The sequence below is a fragment of the Buttiauxella sp. WJP83 genome (assembly GCF_027594725.1).
Classification (GTDB): domain Bacteria; phylum Pseudomonadota; class Gammaproteobacteria; order Enterobacterales; family Enterobacteriaceae; genus Buttiauxella; species Buttiauxella selenatireducens.
Genome location: NZ_CP110080.1, coordinates 4,333,664 through 4,349,752, shown reverse-complemented (window position 1 = coordinate 4,349,752; position 16,089 = coordinate 4,333,664). Strand labels below are relative to the sequence as shown.

At 51.7% G+C, this 16,089-nt stretch carries 15 protein-coding genes; 12 read left to right on the top strand and 3 right to left on the bottom strand.

Going from position 1 to position 16,089, the window contains the following annotated elements; genetic code table 11:
• Positions 1–171 precede the first annotated feature (171 nt).
• Entirely contained in the window at positions 172–681 is a 510-nt protein-coding gene (gene ubiC, locus OH773_RS20100; RefSeq protein WP_270141329.1) for a chorismate lyase, read from the top strand.
• Positions 681–1,553, top strand: a complete 873-nt coding sequence (gene ubiA / locus OH773_RS20095) for a 4-hydroxybenzoate octaprenyltransferase (protein WP_183272392.1) — start codon at positions 681–683, stop codon at positions 1,551–1,553. The genes ubiC and ubiA overlap by 1 nt, the downstream gene beginning before the upstream one ends.
• A 119-nt stretch (positions 1,554–1,672) precedes the next feature.
• Here ubiA and plsB read toward each other — a convergent pair whose 3' ends face one another.
• On the bottom strand, positions 1,673–4,102 hold the full coding sequence (gene plsB, locus OH773_RS20090) for a glycerol-3-phosphate 1-O-acyltransferase PlsB (RefSeq protein WP_270141326.1): 2,430 nt from the start codon (positions 4,100–4,102) through the stop codon (positions 1,673–1,675).
• Between the two features lie 185 nt (positions 4,103–4,287).
• On the opposite strand from plsB, the gene OH773_RS20085 reads away from it, so the two are divergent.
• The 4 genes from OH773_RS20085 (at position 4,288) to OH773_RS20070 (ending at position 7,199) form a co-directional block, all read left to right on the top strand.
• Entirely contained in the window at positions 4,288–4,656 is a 369-nt protein-coding gene (locus OH773_RS20085) for a diacylglycerol kinase (RefSeq protein WP_183272394.1), read from the top strand.
• A 108-nt stretch (positions 4,657–4,764) separates the two neighbouring features.
• Positions 4,765–5,373 (top strand): transcriptional repressor LexA, encoded by a 609-nt coding sequence (gene lexA / locus OH773_RS20080; RefSeq protein ID WP_270141323.1) that lies wholly within the window; start codon positions 4,765–4,767, stop codon positions 5,371–5,373.
• A gap of 141 nt (positions 5,374–5,514) precedes the next feature.
• Positions 5,515–6,846 carry an MATE family efflux transporter DinF gene (dinF, locus tag OH773_RS20075; protein ID WP_270141321.1) on the top strand — a complete coding sequence of 444 codons (1,332 nt, stop codon included), beginning with the start codon at positions 5,515–5,517 and terminating at the stop codon, positions 6,844–6,846.
• A 143-nt stretch (positions 6,847–6,989) separates the two neighbouring features.
• On the top strand, positions 6,990–7,199 hold the full coding sequence (locus OH773_RS20070; protein WP_183272397.1) for a CsbD family protein: 210 nt from the start codon (positions 6,990–6,992) through the stop codon (positions 7,197–7,199).
• Positions 7,200–7,287: 88 nt separating this feature from the next.
• On the opposite strand, the gene zur is transcribed toward OH773_RS20070, so the two are convergent.
• Positions 7,288–7,803, bottom strand: coding sequence for a zinc uptake transcriptional repressor Zur (gene zur / locus OH773_RS20065; RefSeq protein WP_270141319.1), 516 nt, complete (start codon positions 7,801–7,803; stop codon positions 7,288–7,290).
• A 109-nt stretch (positions 7,804–7,912) separates the two neighbouring features.
• Between zur and OH773_RS20060 the strand changes: the two genes are divergently transcribed.
• The 3 genes from OH773_RS20060 (at position 7,913) to dusA (ending at position 10,913) form a co-directional block, all read left to right on the top strand.
• On the top strand, positions 7,913–8,416 hold the full coding sequence (locus OH773_RS20060; RefSeq protein ID WP_270141317.1) for a cupin domain-containing protein: 504 nt from the start codon (positions 7,913–7,915) through the stop codon (positions 8,414–8,416).
• Between the two features lie 167 nt (positions 8,417–8,583).
• Positions 8,584–9,822, top strand: coding sequence for a conjugal transfer protein TraF (locus tag OH773_RS20055; RefSeq protein WP_270141315.1), 1,239 nt, complete (start codon positions 8,584–8,586; stop codon positions 9,820–9,822).
• A 92-nt stretch (positions 9,823–9,914) separates the two neighbouring features.
• Positions 9,915–10,913, top strand: coding sequence for a tRNA dihydrouridine(20/20a) synthase DusA (dusA, locus tag OH773_RS20050; RefSeq protein ID WP_183272401.1), 999 nt, complete (start codon positions 9,915–9,917; stop codon positions 10,911–10,913).
• Positions 10,914–11,127: 214 nt separating this feature from the next.
• On the opposite strand, the gene OH773_RS20045 is transcribed toward dusA, so the two are convergent.
• Complete coding sequence (locus OH773_RS20045) at positions 11,128–12,111, bottom strand: quinone oxidoreductase (protein WP_270141312.1); 984 nt, start codon at positions 12,109–12,111, stop codon at positions 11,128–11,130.
• A gap of 77 nt (positions 12,112–12,188) precedes the next feature.
• Between OH773_RS20045 and dnaB the strand changes: the two genes are divergently transcribed.
• The 3 genes from dnaB to tyrB are packed head-to-tail and all read left to right on the top strand — an operon-like array spanning position 12,189 to position 15,969.
• On the top strand, positions 12,189–13,595 hold the full coding sequence (dnaB, locus tag OH773_RS20040; RefSeq protein WP_183272403.1) for a replicative DNA helicase: 1,407 nt from the start codon (positions 12,189–12,191) through the stop codon (positions 13,593–13,595).
• A gap of 41 nt (positions 13,596–13,636) precedes the next feature.
• Positions 13,637–14,716, top strand: coding sequence for an alanine racemase (gene alr, locus OH773_RS20035; RefSeq protein ID WP_270141308.1), 1,080 nt, complete (start codon positions 13,637–13,639; stop codon positions 14,714–14,716).
• Between the two features lie 59 nt (positions 14,717–14,775).
• On the top strand, positions 14,776–15,969 hold the full coding sequence (gene tyrB, locus OH773_RS20030) for an aromatic amino acid transaminase (RefSeq protein WP_270141306.1): 1,194 nt from the start codon (positions 14,776–14,778) through the stop codon (positions 15,967–15,969).
• Positions 15,970–16,089: the final 120 nt, after the last annotated feature.

Here is a 16,089-nt window from a genome sequence, read left to right as displayed (position 1 = left end):
TTTTTTGCCCGTCATATTTCGAGCCGCTTCTGCGTTGGCTGCGTTCAAAAACGCAAATGCGTTTTAGTGACGCCACCCAAATGATTTTGAAGGTTGTAGACCTGTTAAATCGTCCCCGCTCTACCCATTCTGCGTTACAATGACTGCCGGTTTTATTTCGGAGAAATTCACATGTCTGACGCGCTTTCGGCACTGCGCGCCTTACGTTTTGAGGCTACGATTCCCGAGGGGCTGAGTGCTTCGCTTCTTGACTGGTTGTTGCTTGAAGACTCAATGACTAAACGCTTTGAACAGTATTGTTCGCGAGTCACTGTTCGCATTGTGCGTGAAGGTTTTTTCGATTCGCCTGTCGATTTTCCCGAAGCTGAGATGATGCCAGAAGCCAAACGTTATTGGCTGCGTGAAGTTGTGCTATGCGGTGACGATGAGCCCTGGCTGCTTGGGCGCACGGTCGTACCGGAATCAACCCTTGAAGGGCCTGAGCTTGCTTTGCAACAGCTTGGAACCACGCCGCTTGGGCGTTATTTGTTTAGTGCATCATCCCTGACGCGGGATTTTATTGAGATTGGACGCAGTGCGGAGCTGTGGGGACGTCGGTCCCGCCTGAGATTAGCCGGAAAGCCATTGGTACTGACCGAGTTATTCCTTCCCGCTTCGCCGTTGTATGCAGAGGAAAAATAATGGAGTGGAGTCTGAAACAGGGCAAATTACAGGCCTACCAACGCCTGATGCGGCTGGATAAGCCGATTGGCTCGCTTTTATTGTTATGGCCCACGTTATGGGCGTTATGGCTTGCGACACCGGGTGTCCCGCCGCTGACTATTTTATGCGTGTTTATCGCCGGAGTCTGGATGATGCGCGCCGCGGGTTGCGTGGTTAACGACTACGCCGATCGCAAGTTTGATGGCCACGTTAAACGGACCGCCCATCGGCCGCTACCGAGCGGTGCTGTCAGTGAAAAAGAGGCGCGTATCCTGTTTGTGGTGCTGGTGCTGCTTTCGTTTTTACTGGTGCTGACACTCAATACCATGACGATTTTATTGTCTGTCGCGGGATTAGCGTTAGCCTGGGTCTATCCGTTTATGAAGCGTTACACCCATCTGCCACAAGTGGTGTTGGGTGCGGCATTCGGTTGGTCCATCCCAATGGCATTTGCTGCGGTCAGTGAATCTGTTCCGCTAAGTTGCTGGCTGATGTTTTTGACCAATATTTGCTGGGCGGTAGCCTACGACACACAGTATGCGATGGTTGATCGCGATGACGATCTTAAAATAGGTATCAAATCCACGGCTATCCTGTTTGGACGCTATGACAATGTGATCATTGGGATTTTGCAGGTTGCGGTAATGGTATTGCTGGCCGTAATTGGCTGGCTGAATGGCTTAGGCGGCGCTTTTTATTGGTCTATAGCATTGGCTGGCGCGCTCTTTATCCATCAGCAACGGTTGACGGCGAATCGCGACCGCGATGCCTGTTTCCGCGCATTCCTGAATAATAACTACGTTGGGCTGGTGTTGTTTATTGGCCTGGTGCTGAGTTACATACACTTCTAAAAAATCCCCTCATCCCGGCCTTCTCCCTCGGGGAGAAGGAGAAAACCGGGCATATCTCCCTCAGGTGAAGGAGATAACAGTTATCCCCTCTCCCGTGGGAGAGGGTTAGGGTGAGGGCATTACTCGGTCGCAGCCTGCGACGTCGCACTTTCAATCGTTAAACGCACATCCGGCATGATCAGATCAGCCAGTAACTGGTAGACCTTCATCGTTTCGCCTGGCTCTGCATCCCCGGTGTCACTGATATAGCCTTCATCACGCAAGGTTAATACCAGCGAGGTGAAGACGGCTTTATCAAAGAACTCCGGTGCATTAATACCATGCAAAACTGACAAGCGCTGGGCAACGGTGCGGCTTTCGCGCTCCAGTGTCCCACGGTTAATCGACGGATTCGCGCTCAACAACCAGAACGTAATCGCATAACGCTGTAGCGTTTCACGAACACCCGCAGCCAGTAGCTGCATGGTGCGTGAACGCGCAGGGTTCATCTGCACTTCGTCGTCTGTCAGCGTGACCAGTTCCTGACGCGCCAGTTCATTGAGCATAATGTCAATTTCACCGGCAAGTTCAGTGGTGTTCCAGCGCAGGAACAACTCAGCCTTCAGCATCGGGTACAGTAACGTGACCTGACGCAGCAGTTCGCTACGGTCAATGCGGCGATGTTGAGTAATAATCGCTGCCAGCAGAGAAGGCAACACCAGCATATGCAGGATGTTGTTGCGGTAATACGTCATCAGAACTGCCTGCTCACGCGGCAAAATGATGATGTCACCGATAGTGTCTTTCTCTACTTCAAACTTGTTCATTTGCAACGCGTGTTCAATCAGCGCTTCTGCTGGTTGATCGGGTGCAGTAGCGTCCGGTGAATACGGCACATTACGCAACAGGCTCAGGTAACAGTTTAGCTGCTCGGTGAGTTGCTCACGGGTGAGTGAACGCTGACGTGAGGCTAATAACGCTGTACAGCACAGGTTCATGGCGTTCGCCGCACCTGCATTGTTAATTCGCACCATCAACTCGGCGGCAATTTCATTCACCGTCGGCGTCAGCCACGCAGGACGAATCGCTTCGATTGGGTCGATGGAATCGCGCCACTCAGGAACTCGCTGGTTCAGGAATGTCATCAATGGCATCGGTTCGCCAAAGTTCACATAGCCCTGACCGAGGTTACGCAGCTTACTCAGGCCACGTACCATCTGCATGAAACTCTCTTTCTCTTTGGTCGCACCACGCAACTCTTTTGCGTAAGTCCCCACTTCCATTACATGCTCGTAGCCAATGTAAATCGGCACCAATGTAATAGGGCGAGTACCGCCGCGCAGCATTGCCTGAATGGTCATCGACAAGGTGCCGGTTTTCGGGTCGAGCAAACGCCCGGTACGAGAACGACCCCCTTCCACGAAATATTCAACGGAATAGCCACGGCTAAACAGCTCGCCCAGATATTCACGGAACACGGTGGAGTAGAGTTTGCTGCCTTTAAAGGTACGACGGATAAAGAACGCACCGAGGCGGCGGAAAATCGGGCCCGCTGGCCAGAAGTTCAGGTTGATACCCGCCGCGATGTGCGGAGGAACCAGCCCCTGGTGATAAAGCACATAGGACAGCAGCATGTAATCCATGTGGCTGCGATGGCAAGGGACATAAACAATCTCATGACCATCGTGAGCCAACTGGCGCACGCGTTCTGCATTATGAACGTTTATCCCCTGGTACAAGCGGTTCCACGTCAGACTGAGCACGCGGTCGCTCACTCGAATCGCTTCATAAGAGAAGTTGGCGGCAATCTCTTCCATCAGCGCCACAGCGTTTTGCTGTGCTTTTTCATGGGAGATTTTCTTGCTGCGTGCTTCATCTTCGACGGCGCGAGCGATAGCTTTCGATGCCAGAAGTTTATTAAACAGATCCTGACGTACCGGCAAACGCGGCCCGATGGTCGCTAAACGCTGGCGAGCAAAGTGCATACGCGCAACGCGAGCCAATTTCTGAGCGATCTTTTTATCCGTACCGTGCTCGGTGGCCATGTGGCGTAGAGAGACGGGTGGCGAAAAACGCACGAAACTGTCGCGACCAAGCCAGGTAACGGCGAAAAATTTCTGGATGCCGTTCAGCATCTTTAATGGCGGATTAACTTCGCCTTTTTCGCGACCCGGAGAGCGGCCAAACATCACCGAGACCGGCACCATCTGCACATCCAGATTTGGATTGCTGCGGTGCAAGTCGAGGTAATCATGGAACAACTTGATCGACTCTTCTTTCGGCGTGTAATACGTGAATACGCGCGGGCCGCCGTGGATAAAGACGTAACGCGGGAGTACCGCTCCATCAATCTCTAACGGCTGAAGCGGATCGGGTAAGCCATGCGCGAGACATTGTGCGCGCAGCGTTAATAAGTCCGCCTTAGAGTTATACGGCAGCACGTACATTATCGGGCGTGTGGGATCTAAGCCCAGTTCGGCTTGTGGATCTGCCGGAATGGACTTGCTTTTTACCAGAACGCCTAATGGTAAATTAAGTAATTTGTAGTAGATTCTTGGCCAGCCTGACATAAACGATGTAAAGCCTCAGGTTAATAATGCAATTTCGCCGCAAGAATATCAGAATCTCACTCAGATTTCTGTGGCGTTGCGCTTTATACCCGTCATTCTTCAAGTTGTAGCCGTGTTGGCAGCAATTTGAAGAATGACGGGTATAGATAAGTATTGACGCAAATAATTTGAAAAGGTTTCCAAAAATGGCGAGTAACGTCACCGGATTTACCCGTATCATCAAAGCCGCTGGCTATTCATGGAAAGGGCTCAAAGCAGCCTGGATCAACGAAGCTGCGTTCCGTCAGGAAGGCGTTTGTGCCGTAATCGCTATTGCCATTGCCTGTTATTTAGATATCGACCCCATCACCCGTATTCTACTGATTGGTTCTGTCGTGCTGGTTATGATTGTCGAGATCCTCAACAGTGCGATTGAATCCCTTGTTGACCGCGTGGGTACGGATTATCACGAGCTTTCAGGACGCGCCAAGGACATGGGATCAGCTGCTGTGTTAATCGCCATTATCCTCGCAGTGATTACCTGGGTCACACTGCTTTGGCAGCATTTGCGATGATCTTTCCAGAATAGTTAAGTGGCTGGTTTTTTGCTTAATTTGTGGTTCCAAATTCGCCTTTGACTGTATATACTCACAGCATAACTGTATAAACACCCAGGGGGCGGAATGAAAGCGTTAACTACCAGGCAGCAAGAGGTGTTTGATCTTATTCGGGATCATATCAGCCAGACCGGCATGCCACCGACTCGTGCCGAGATTGCTCAACGTCTGGGGTTCCGTTCTCCAAACGCCGCTGAAGAGCACCTAAAAGCACTGGCTCGTAAAGGCGTCATTGAGATTGTCTCTGGTGCGTCGCGCGGTATCCGCTTGCTGGTGGAAGAAGTTACCGGTATTCCGCTGGTTGGGCGTGTTGCTGCAGGTGAGCCACTCTTGGCTCAGCAGCATATCGAAGGCCATTACCAGGTTGATCCATCGCTGTTTAAACCTAATGCCGATTTCTTGCTGCGCGTCAGCGGTATGTCTATGAAAGACATCGGTATTATGGACGGTGATCTGCTCGCGGTGCATAAAACTCAGGATGTGCGTAACGGCCAGGTTGTGGTTGCGCGTATTGATGATGAAGTTACCGTTAAGCGCTTAAAACAGCAGGGCAACGTTGTTCATCTTCTTCCAGAAAATAGCGAGTTTGAACCTATTGTGGTTGACCTGCGCGAACATAACTTCTCCATTGAAGGGTTGGCGGTTGGGGTGATTCGCAACGGCAACTGGCTGTAAAGTTTCTTAAAACTGAAAACCCAAATAATTCAAGTTGCATTGAGGCGGCGAGAAAACGAGTCCCGATGAGCTTACTTGAGTAAGTGATTCGGGTGAGTGAACGCGGCCAACAAAGATGCGGCTTGAAGTATGAAGGGTGGAATGCGATTTTTCTCAACGGCTGACAAAGTACTCTGGCGCCTCGCCTTACCCATGATCTTCTCCAACATCACCGTCCCCTTGCTGGGTCTGGTCGATACGGCAGTCATTGGTCATCTGGACAGCCCTGTCTATCTTGGCGGAGTCGCTATTGGCGCTACGGCAACCAGTTTCCTGTTCATGCTTTTGCTATTCCTGCGCATGAGTACCACGGGCTTAACCGCTCAAGCGTTTGGCGCAAATAATCCCTCGGCGTTAGCTCGTGCACTGGTACAGCCTTTATTGCTGGCGCTGGGCGCAGGCGTTGTGATTATCGCGCTGCGCGATCCCCTCATTTCACTGGCATTACATATTGTTGGCGGTAACCAGGATGTGCTCTGGCAGGCACAGCGTTTTCTTGAGATCCGCTGGCTAAGCGCCCCGGCTTCACTGGCTAACCTGGTCTTACTTGGTTGGCTGTTAGGCGTTCAGTATGCGCGTGCACCGGTTATCTTACTGGTCGTCGGAAACGTGCTGAATATCGTGCTGGATGTGTGGCTGGTGATGGGGTTGCACATGAATGTGCAGGGGGCGGCGTTAGCGACGGTCACTGCGGAATATGCGACATTTATCATCGGGTTGCTGATGGTGAAAAAGGTGATGGGCCTGCGTGGAATCAGCGTAGAGATGCTGATGAAAGCCTGGCGCGGAAACGTTCGGCGTTTACTGGCGCTTAACCGGGACATTATGTTGCGCTCGCTGTTGCTGCAGGTGTGTTTCGCATCAGTGACGATTTTTGGCGCACGGTTAGGCAGCGAAATCGTTGCGGTAAACGCGGTGCTGATGACGTTGCTGACCTTCACCGCCTATGCGCTTGATGGGTTTGCTTACGCTGTTGAAGCCCATTCGGGGCAGGCATTTGGTGCGAAAAATCGAGGCCAATTGCTGGAGGTGTGGGGAGCAGCCTGTCGCCAGGCGGGATTGGTCGCGTTAGCTTTTGCCATAGTGTATGCACTGTTTGGCGAGAACATTGTTTCGCTCCTGACATCAATCCCTGAATTGCAGCGCCAGGCCGATCGCTATTTGCATTGGCAGATAGTTTTACCGGTGGTGGGCGTCTGGTGCTATTTGCTTGATGGCATGTTTATTGGCGCAACACGTGGTGCAGAAATGCGAAACAGTATGGCCGTTGCGGCTCTTGGCTTTGGATTAACCTTGTTCACCGTGCCCTGGTTGGGCAACCATGGGTTATGGCTTTCGCTGGCGGTGTTTCTTGCACTACGAGGTTTGTCATTGGGGTGGATCTGGCGTCGTCATTGGCGTCACAACACCTGGTTTGAACACGTGCATGGTTAAAGATTCTTAGTTTTTCCGCCACTGCCGCATCCTTAACTACAATTGTTATCACGTCCAGCAGATAAGAGTGGTTTTAGCCAAACGGCAGCACTCGGACGTTGTTAACTTTTAGCAGTTTTTTAGCGAACGTTGAGGAGACTATTATGAATAAAGACGAAATCGGCGGTAACTGGAAACAGTTCAAAGGCACAGTGAAAGAAAAATGGGGCAAACTGACGGATGACGACATGACCGTCATCGAAGGGAAGCGCGATCAGCTAGTCGGTAAAATCCAGGAACGCTATGGATACGCCCAAGAACAGGCAGAGAAAGAAGTCGTTGATTGGGAAAAACGTAACGATTACCGCTGGTAATCTCATCCCTCAGATGTGTTAACTCTCTAAATCTGCCCTGGTACATGGAAGTACCGATTCTTCCCCAGTCTAATCTTCTAAATTCGTATTAGCGTGATTTTTTCTTCGACTGAATAGTGTGGTCATGCCCGCATGCTTCGGGATGGTTGCAGGCTTCAACTTCTGCGCAAGCGCTGCATAAACCATGCGCCTCAATGACATTATGATGCAGAGCAAATCCTAACTGGGCAGCCAATTGATGCATGATATCTTCAACGTCTTGCGCACCATGTTCCTTCACCGCTCCACATCTGTCGCAAATAAACATCGCTGATGAGTGCGTTGGCTGATCAAACAGATGGCACAAAACATAGCTGTTGGTTGACTCAACGCGATGCACAAAGCCTTGTTCAAGAAGAAAATCGAGAGCACGATACACCGTCGGAGGTTTTGCTTGTGGTTCACTGGCACGCAATAAATCCAGCAAATCATAAGCGCTGATTGCACCCGCTTGTTGCGTCAGTAAACGCAGCACTTCCAGGCGTTGTGGCGTCAGGCGCACATTACGCTGCTCGCATAGTTTTTCAGCCTGCGCTAACACGTTTTGTGAAGTCGTGATGTCCATCAGCATTCCCCTGTAGATTAGCCCTACACTCTATCACAACGCGCAAAAAACGCCGAGTGGTGCACCATTCTGGCTGCATCCTTTTGAGATGACTATCCCGGAGTTTGTTATGAATAAACCTGATTGCATACGCCACTGGAAAGACCTGGAAGGTGAAGATGATTCAACTTATCCAGACAGCGCTGAACTGTTTTCTATTGGCGCGCCGCTGGCTCGCAAACTCGGGCTAACACGCCTGGGGATCCACCATGAGCGTCTGTTGCCCGGTCGCCGGACGTCCTACCCGCATGCGGAAAGTAGCGAGGAAGAATTTGCTTATGTTCTGGAAGGGCATCCGCAGGTATGGATCAATGGTCATCTTTACCCGCTTGAGCCGGGTGATAGCGTTGGCTTTCCGTCAGGAACCGGCATTTGTCATACGTTCATCAACAATACAGAACATGAAGTCAGGTTGCTGATTGTGGGTGAAGCCAACAAAGCTGAAAATCGAATTTATTACCCGCTAAACGCGAGCTATGCCGCACAACGGCAGGACCGCTGGATTGATCACCCGCCACAATTTTTCGGTCCACATGACGGACATCCTTCACGGAAACCAAACGGTAAACTATAAGTATATGTATAGGGATTAAATAAATATAACCCGTTGGATTAATGCGGGTTTTTATTTGGGTGAAAACACCCGCTTTGAGTCTTTTCTTCACGGCATTAACCACTTTTGTCAGCTTAGTTCTGGCAAGAGGCGATTCATCAATCGGAAGTAAGACGGGCGGGTAGAGAATGATAAAAACCAGAGTTTTGGTGGCGGCAAACGTCGCCTTTTTCTTTGCGGCAAATACGGCTAATGCGGCAGGGACATGGACGGAATCACGCAATGATGCGATGGGCGGCACCGGCGTTGCATCATCTAGGTGGAGCAGTGCGGTACTGATTAACCCCGCTTTGCTCACCAGAAGCCAGGAGGGGGATAACGTCGGACTCATCATTCCTTCAGTGGGTGTGCAAATGACAGACCCCCATAACCTCCAGGATAATATCGACGACATCAGTAACATGGTTGAGGATTATCTCGATTTCTCGGAAATTCCGTTACCACAACTGATCCGTAACCCTTCGTTGTATCGTGAATTGCAAAGCAGTGCAGCTGACCTTGCCGGGCAATTGCGAGATGTCAGAGGGGAAGAGGCTCGTGCGAAAGCGGGCGGTTCTCTCGCGGTGAGTATCCCAAATGCCGTTTTGCCGTTTGCGTTTGTGGCGAAAGTTTATGGGACCGCCAGAGTTACGTCAGATATCACTCAGCACGATCTTGATTATCTTGATGGGATCGCTAATGGAACCGTGATCCCGAATCCTGACGACCTGCAAAACTTCACCTCAAAAGGCTTTGGCCGTGCGGCTGTTGTCTCGGATTACGGTGTTGCAGTGGCGCACAAATTTGATGTTGGCGGGGTGCCTGTTTCGGTAGGAGTTACGCCAAAGCTTCAATATACCTGGTTGTATAACTACAGCACCTCGGTTTATCAGTACAAGAAAGATGATTTCACTGACAGCCGCTATCGAAACTCCGACACGGGTTTTAACATCGATGCAGGGTTGGCGGCAGACTTTGGTGATTCCTGGACCATAGGGTTAAGTGGGCAAAATCTGGTGTCTCGTGATATCGATACGAAAGTGATTGATGGTTTTAAAGATACCTACCAAATTCGCCCATTGGTCACTACCGGCATCGCCTGGCACAGCGATTTGCTGGTATTGACGACCGATGTTGATCTCACCGAAACCAAAAACTTCAAGAGTGAAGATAACTCACAATTTGCGGGCATTGGCGCGGAAATAACGCCGCTCCCGTGGCTTGCGGTGCGTGCGGGTTATCGTGCGGATATGCGCTCCACTGAAAGTAATGTCTTTACCGGCGGTGTGGGGTTCGCCCCGCTCGACCTGGTTCATGTTGATCTCATGGGCTTGTATGGCCAGGACGAAACCTGGGGGGCGGGTGTCCAGATGGGTATGACGTTCTGATTTTATCCAGCGGTCGGGCAACGCGTGCTGACCGCTGGATTATGCTATAGTAGCGACCCTTTTTTAACCGTAGCCCGATAACGCCAGTGCCTATGTCCTCACAAATAAACCAGACTCCCTTCCAGCCACATCGTTTTTCCATAGCGCCGATGCTTGACTGGACTGACCGCCACTGCCGCTATTTTTTGCGTCAGCTATCAAGCCAGACACTGCTGTACACCGAAATGGTGACAACCGGTGCGATCATCCATGGCAAAGGGGACTATCTGGCTTACAGCGAGGACGAGCATCCTGTCGCGTTGCAACTGGGTGGCAGCGATCCGGCGGCTTTGGCGCAGTGCGCGAAACTGGCTGAAGCGCGCGGCTATGACGAAATCAATCTCAATGTGGGTTGTCCGTCCGATCGCGTACAAAACGGTATGTTCGGCGCATGTTTGATGGCTGATGCACAGCGGGTGGCCGATTGCATCAAAGCGATGCGCGACGTGGTTTCTATTCCTGTCACCGTCAAAACACGTATCGGCATTGATGATCAGGACAGCTACGAATTCCTGTGTGATTTTATCGGTACGGTCGCCGGGAAGGGCGAATGTGAGATGTTTATTATCCATGCGCGTAAAGCCTGGCTTTCTGGATTAAGCCCGAAAGAAAACCGTGAAATTCCGCCGCTGGATTATCCGCGCGTATATCAACTTAAGCGTGATTTCCCGAATCTGACGATGGCCATCAACGGTGGCATCAAATCACTGGAAGAGGCAAAAGCCCATCTGGAACATATGGATGGTGTCATGGTTGGGCGTGAAGCCTATCAAAATCCAGGCCTGCTGACGGCAGTTGACCGCGAGATTTTTGGCATCAATACGCCGGAAGTCGATACGGTTGCTGCGGTTCGTGCCATGTATCCCTACATCGAACGCGAGTTGGCTAATGGAACCTATCTGGGTCATGTAACTCGCCACATGCTGGGCTTATTCCAGGGGATCCCTGGTGCACGCCAATGGCGTCGTTATCTAAGTGAAAACGCGCATAAAGCGGGTGCCGGAATTGATGTGGTTGAGCACGCTTTGTCACTGGTCGCGGATAAGCGCTAACTTTTGTCCGCAATAACCGTGCAAATTGCTCAGGTATTGCGGAGTTGATCACAACCTTGCATCTTTTTGGCTAAGTTTGCAGGGTGTGGCGTATCAATCATTTACCAAACCTGACATTATTACCGTGTTGCGAAACAAGAATTCATCGTGCTGTACCCTACACACAGCGCGAACAAAAAAAAGAATGGGCTTCCCTCGGGAAGCCCAAATTCTTTTATGGAATCAGCAAGCTAGAGCCTTGTGTGCTTCGGCTCTCCAGCGTTTGATGTGCCAGGGCTGCATCGCTCAGGGCAAACTTCTGGCTTTCAGCCACATCCACTTTGATAACCCCGCTGGCAATCAGTGAGAACAGCTCATGGCAGGCTTCTTCCAGCTCTTCACGCGTAGTCACATAACCATTTAATGACGGACGAGTAACATATAGCGAGCCTTTCTGGTTTAAGATCCCCAGATTCACACCCGTCACGGGGCCAGATGAGTTACCAAAACTCACCATCAATCCCTGGCGTTGCAGGCAATCTAATGACGCCTCCCAGGTATCTTTCCCTACCGAGTCATAAACCACCGCCACTTTTTTGCCCGCGGTCAGTTCTTTGACGCGTTCTGCAAGATTCTCTTCGCGATAGTTAATGGTCTGCCAGGCTCCCGCCTTTTTGGCGCTGTCGGCTTTTTGCGCCGACCCTACCGTACCAATCAGTTTTGCACCCAGCGCCTTGGCCCATTGGCAAGCGATAAGCCCAACACCACCGGCGGCGGCATGGAACAAGAAAACTTCGTTGGCTTTGATATTGTAGGTTTTACGCAATAAATAATAGACCGTCAGACCTTTAAGGAAAGACGCCGCGGCTTGTTCAAAAGAGATGGCATTGGGTAGTTTTGCGGCTTTATCCGCCGGCACGTTATGAACGCTGCTGTATGCCCCAAGCCCGGATTGTGCGTAGACAACACGATCGCCGACTTTAAGATGCGTGACGGCACTGCCCACTTTACTCACCACGCCTGCCGCTTCGGTACCCAGGCCACTTGGCAACATCGGTGGCGGATACAAACCGCTGCGAATATAGGTATCAATGTAGTTGATACCAATCGCTTTGTTTTCAACTTGTACTTCGTTATCGGCAGGAGCGCCAGGGGTAAATTCGACAACTTTTAAGACTTCTGGCCCACCGTGCTGACTAAATTCAATGCGTGTTGCCATGATAACTCCTTCTGTTTCCGCGGAGGGATAGAGTAAACTCTCGTCTCTCTTATCTGAATTTTGGTAACTCCCTCACTATGGCAGGAAATAAACCCTTCAACAAACCGAACGAACACCGCGACCGTCAGATGGAAGGGCTGAAAATGCCGCCACATTCTCTGGAAGCGGAGCAGTCGGTGTTGGGCGGTTTAATGCTGGACAACGAACGCTGGGATAACGTTTCTGAGCGCGTCGTGGCTAACGATTTTTTCAGCCGTCCACACCGCATGATCTTCACCGAAATGCAGCGTTTGCTCGAAATGAGCAAGCCAATCGACCTGATCACGCTTTCTGAATCTCTGGAATTACAGGGCAACCTGGAAAGCGTGGGTGGTTTCGCCTATCTGGCCGAATTATCTAAAAATACGCCAAGTGCTGCGAACATCAGTGCTTATGCCGACATCGTGCGTGAACGCGCCGTTGTTCGTGAAATGATTGCCGTGGCGAATGAAATCGCCGATGCCGGTTATGACCCGCAAGGGCGTACCAGTGAAGATTTACTCGACCTCGCCGAGTCACGCGTGTTCCAGATTGCTGAGAGCCGCGCGAATAAAGACGAAGGGCCAAAAAGCATCGACCAAATCCTCGAAGCTACTGTTTCGCGTATCGAAACGCTCTTCCAGACTCCTCACGATGGTGTCACGGGCGTGGATACTGGCTACCAGGATTTGAACAAGAAAACCGCCGGTCTGCAGAAATCAGACCTGATTATCGTGGCGGCGCGTCCGTCGATGGGTAAAACCACGTTCGCCATGAACTTGTGCGAAAACGCCGCGATGTTGCAGGAAAAACCGGTGCTGATTTTCAGCCTCGAGATGCCTGGCGAACAGATTATGATGCGTATGCTGGCGTCACTCTCTCGCGTCGACCAAACCAAAATCCGTACCGGTCAACTGGATGATGAAGACTGGGCGCGTATTTCGAGCACCATGGGTATCTTGCTTGAAAAACGCAACATGTACATCGATGACTCATCCGGTCTGACGCCAACGGAAGTCCGTTCTCGTGCCCGTCGTATCTACCGCGAACATGGCGGCCTGAGCCTGATCATGATCGACTACCTGCAGTTGATGCGTGTGCCTTCACTGTCTGATAACCGTACGCTGGAAATCGCGGAGATTTCACGCTCGCTCAAAGCGCTGGCCAAAGAGCTACAGGTCCCGGTAGTCGCGCTCTCGCAGCTTAACCGCTCCCTGGAACAACGTGCCGATAAACGTCCGGTTAACTCGGATTTGCGTGAGTCCGGCTCCATCGAGCAGGATGCCGACTTAATCATGTTCATCTATCGTGACGAAGTTTATAACGATAACAGTGACGAAAAAGGCATCGCGCAAATCATCCTCGGTAAACAGCGTAACGGCCCAATCGGCACAGTGCGCCTGACGTTTAACGGTCAGTTCTCGCGTTTTGATAATTACGCGGGGCCGCAGTATGACGAGGATTGAATCCTCGCAATCCCATTTTAAATTTTTTGCAAGGAACGAACATGCAAGCGGCAACCGTAAAAATTAACCGCCGCGCTCTGCGACACAATCTCCAACGCCTGCGTGAACTGGCTCCTGCCAGCCGCATGGTTGCGGTTGTGAAAGCAAACGCATACGGGCATGGTCTGCTGGAGACCGCCCAAACATTGACTGGCGCAGATGCCTTTGGCGTGGCCCGGCTTGAAGAAGGTGTTCGTTTGCGTGCGGGGGGGATCACTCAGCCCATTCTGCTGCTCGAAGGCTTCTTCAATGCAAGCGACCTCCCGACTATCGCCGAACAGAACTTCCAGACCGCGGTACACTGCATCGAGCAGCTCGAAGCGCTGGAACAAGCGGAGCTTAGCCAGCCTATTACCGTGTGGATGAAGCTCGATACCGGCATGCATCGCCTGGGTATCTTGCCGCACGAAGCGGAGGCGTTCTATCAACGTCTTTCGCGCTGCAAAAATGTCACACAGCCGGTGAATATCGTCAGCCATTTTGCCCGCGCAGATGAGCCAGAGTCCGACGCGACAGTGCGCCAGCTCGATATTTTCAATTCATTTACCGCAGGCAAACCGGGGATGCGTTCTATTGGCGCATCCGGCGGCATCTTGTTGTGGCCCGAATCGCATATGGACTGGGTTCGCCCTGGTATTATTCTTTATGGTGTTTCTCCACTGGAGCAAAAGCCGTGGGGTGTCGACTTCGGCTTCCAGCCGGTGATGTCTCTGACCTCCAGCCTGATTGCGGTTCGTGAACACAAAGCCGGTGAAGCAGTAGGTTACGGCGGCACCTGGATTGCTGAGCGCGATACTCGCCTGGGCGTGGTGGCGATTGGTTATGGCGACGGATACCCACGTGCGGCACCTTCAGGCACACCTGTGTTAGTGAATGGCCGGGAAGTGCCGATTGTTGGGCGCGTCGCGATGGACATGATTTGTGTCGATCTTGGCCCTGGTTCCGGGGAGAAAGTTGGTGATAGCGTGGTGATGTGGGGCGACAAGCTTCCGGTTGAGCGCATCGCTGAAATTACAAAAGTGAGTGCTTACGAACTTATCACGCGCCTGACTTCAAGGGTGGCGATGGAGTATCTGGACTAGTTGTCCTTCCCTGGTTTACATTGATCATCCGCCACACTGTAAACCAGGAGAACCTCACCGTGTTTCAAAAAGTTGACGCCTATGCTGGCGACCCAATCCTCTCCCTTATGGAACGTTTCAAAGTCGATCCGCGCAGTGACAAGGTAAACCTCAGCATCGGTCTCTATTACAACGAAGATGGGGTCATCCCGCAGTTACAGGCTGTTGCTCAAGCTGAAGAACGTTTGAATTCTCAACCGCATGGCGCATCACTTTATCTGCCGATGGAAGGCCTGAACAGCTATCGCAGCGCGATTGCGCCTTTGCTGTTTGGCGCGAATCATCCGGCACTGCTTGAAGGTCGTATCGCTACAATTCAAACACTTGGCGGCTCCGGCGCGTTAAAAGTGGGCGCAGACTTCCTGAAAACCTGGTTCCCGAATTCGCAGGTATGGGTCAGCGATCCGACCTGGGAAAACCATGTCGCCATCTTTGGTGGCGCCGGTTTTAAAGTGAATACCTACCCGTGGTTTGATAGTGAAACTAACGGTGTGCGCTTCGAAGCGTTACTGGAAACCCTGAATACACTGCCTGCGCAAAGTATTGTGTTGCTGCATCCGTGCTGCCATAACCCGACAGGCTCTGACCTGACTGATGCTCAGTGGGATGCCGTCGTCGAAATCCTGAAGGCCCGCGACCTGATCCCGTTCCTCGACATTGCCTATCAGGGCTTCGGCGCGGGTATGGAAGAAGATGCCTATGCGATTCGCGCGATTGCAAGTGCAGGATTACCTGCATTAGTCAGCAACTCGTTCTCGAAGATTTTTTCAATGTATGGCGAACGCGTCGGCGGATTGTCGATTGTCTGTGATGATGCCGATGCAGCAGGCCGCGTGTTGGGCCAACTAAAAGCCACTGTTCGCCGTAACTACTCCAGCCCGCCAAACTTCGGTGCACAGGTTGTCGCGGCGGTTTTGAATGATGAACAGCTGAAAACCAACTGGCTGGGCGAAGTGGAAACCATGCGTCGCCGTATTCTCGATATGCGCCAGGCGTTGGTGTCCGTATTAAAGGCCGAAATACCAGAGCGTAATTTTGACTACCTGCTGAAACAGCGCGGGATGTTCAGCTACACCGGCTTGAGCGCTGAGCAGGTTGACCGTCTGCGTGACGAGTTTGGTGTTTACCTGATTGCCAGCGGCCGTATGTGTGTCGCCGGGCTAAACAGCAACAACGTACAGCGCGTGGCGCAGGCATTTGCTGCAGTAATGTAAGTGCTTACTAACTTTGAGTGCCCCTCACCCTAACCCTCTCCCAAAGGGAGAGGGAACTGTCCGGTTTTCTCCTTCTCCCTCAGGGAGAAGGCTGGGATGAGGGTTGTTTTCCACACATTT

Bases quoted from the DNA above. Each gene is read 5' to 3' on its own strand.
- OH773_RS20085 (WP_183272394.1), top strand. From the start codon at position 4,288: ATGGCGAGTAACGTCACCGGATTTACCCGTATCATCAAAGCCGCTGGC.
- plsB (WP_270141326.1), bottom strand. From the start codon at position 4,102: ATGTCAGGCTGGCCAAGAATCTACTACAAATTACTTAATTTACCATTA.
- dinF (WP_270141321.1), top strand. From the start codon at position 5,515: ATGCGATTTTTCTCAACGGCTGACAAAGTACTCTGGCGCCTCGCCTTA.
- OH773_RS20060 (WP_270141317.1), top strand. From the start codon at position 7,913: ATGAATAAACCTGATTGCATACGCCACTGGAAAGACCTGGAAGGTGAA.
- lexA (WP_270141323.1), top strand. From the start codon at position 4,765: ATGAAAGCGTTAACTACCAGGCAGCAAGAGGTGTTTGATCTTATTCGG.
- OH773_RS20045 (WP_270141312.1), bottom strand. From the start codon at position 12,111: ATGGCAACACGCATTGAATTTAGTCAGCACGGTGGGCCAGAAGTCTTA.
- alr (WP_270141308.1), top strand. From the start codon at position 13,637: ATGCAAGCGGCAACCGTAAAAATTAACCGCCGCGCTCTGCGACACAAT.
- dnaB (WP_183272403.1), top strand. From the start codon at position 12,189: ATGGCAGGAAATAAACCCTTCAACAAACCGAACGAACACCGCGACCGT.
- OH773_RS20055 (WP_270141315.1), top strand. From the start codon at position 8,584: ATGATAAAAACCAGAGTTTTGGTGGCGGCAAACGTCGCCTTTTTCTTT.
- zur (WP_270141319.1), bottom strand. From the start codon at position 7,803: ATGGACATCACGACTTCACAAAACGTGTTAGCGCAGGCTGAAAAACTA.
- ubiC (WP_270141329.1), top strand. From the start codon at position 172: ATGTCTGACGCGCTTTCGGCACTGCGCGCCTTACGTTTTGAGGCTACG.
- OH773_RS20070 (WP_183272397.1), top strand. From the start codon at position 6,990: ATGAATAAAGACGAAATCGGCGGTAACTGGAAACAGTTCAAAGGCACA.
- ubiA (WP_183272392.1), top strand. From the start codon at position 681: ATGGAGTGGAGTCTGAAACAGGGCAAATTACAGGCCTACCAACGCCTG.
- dusA (WP_183272401.1), top strand. From the start codon at position 9,915: ATGTCCTCACAAATAAACCAGACTCCCTTCCAGCCACATCGTTTTTCC.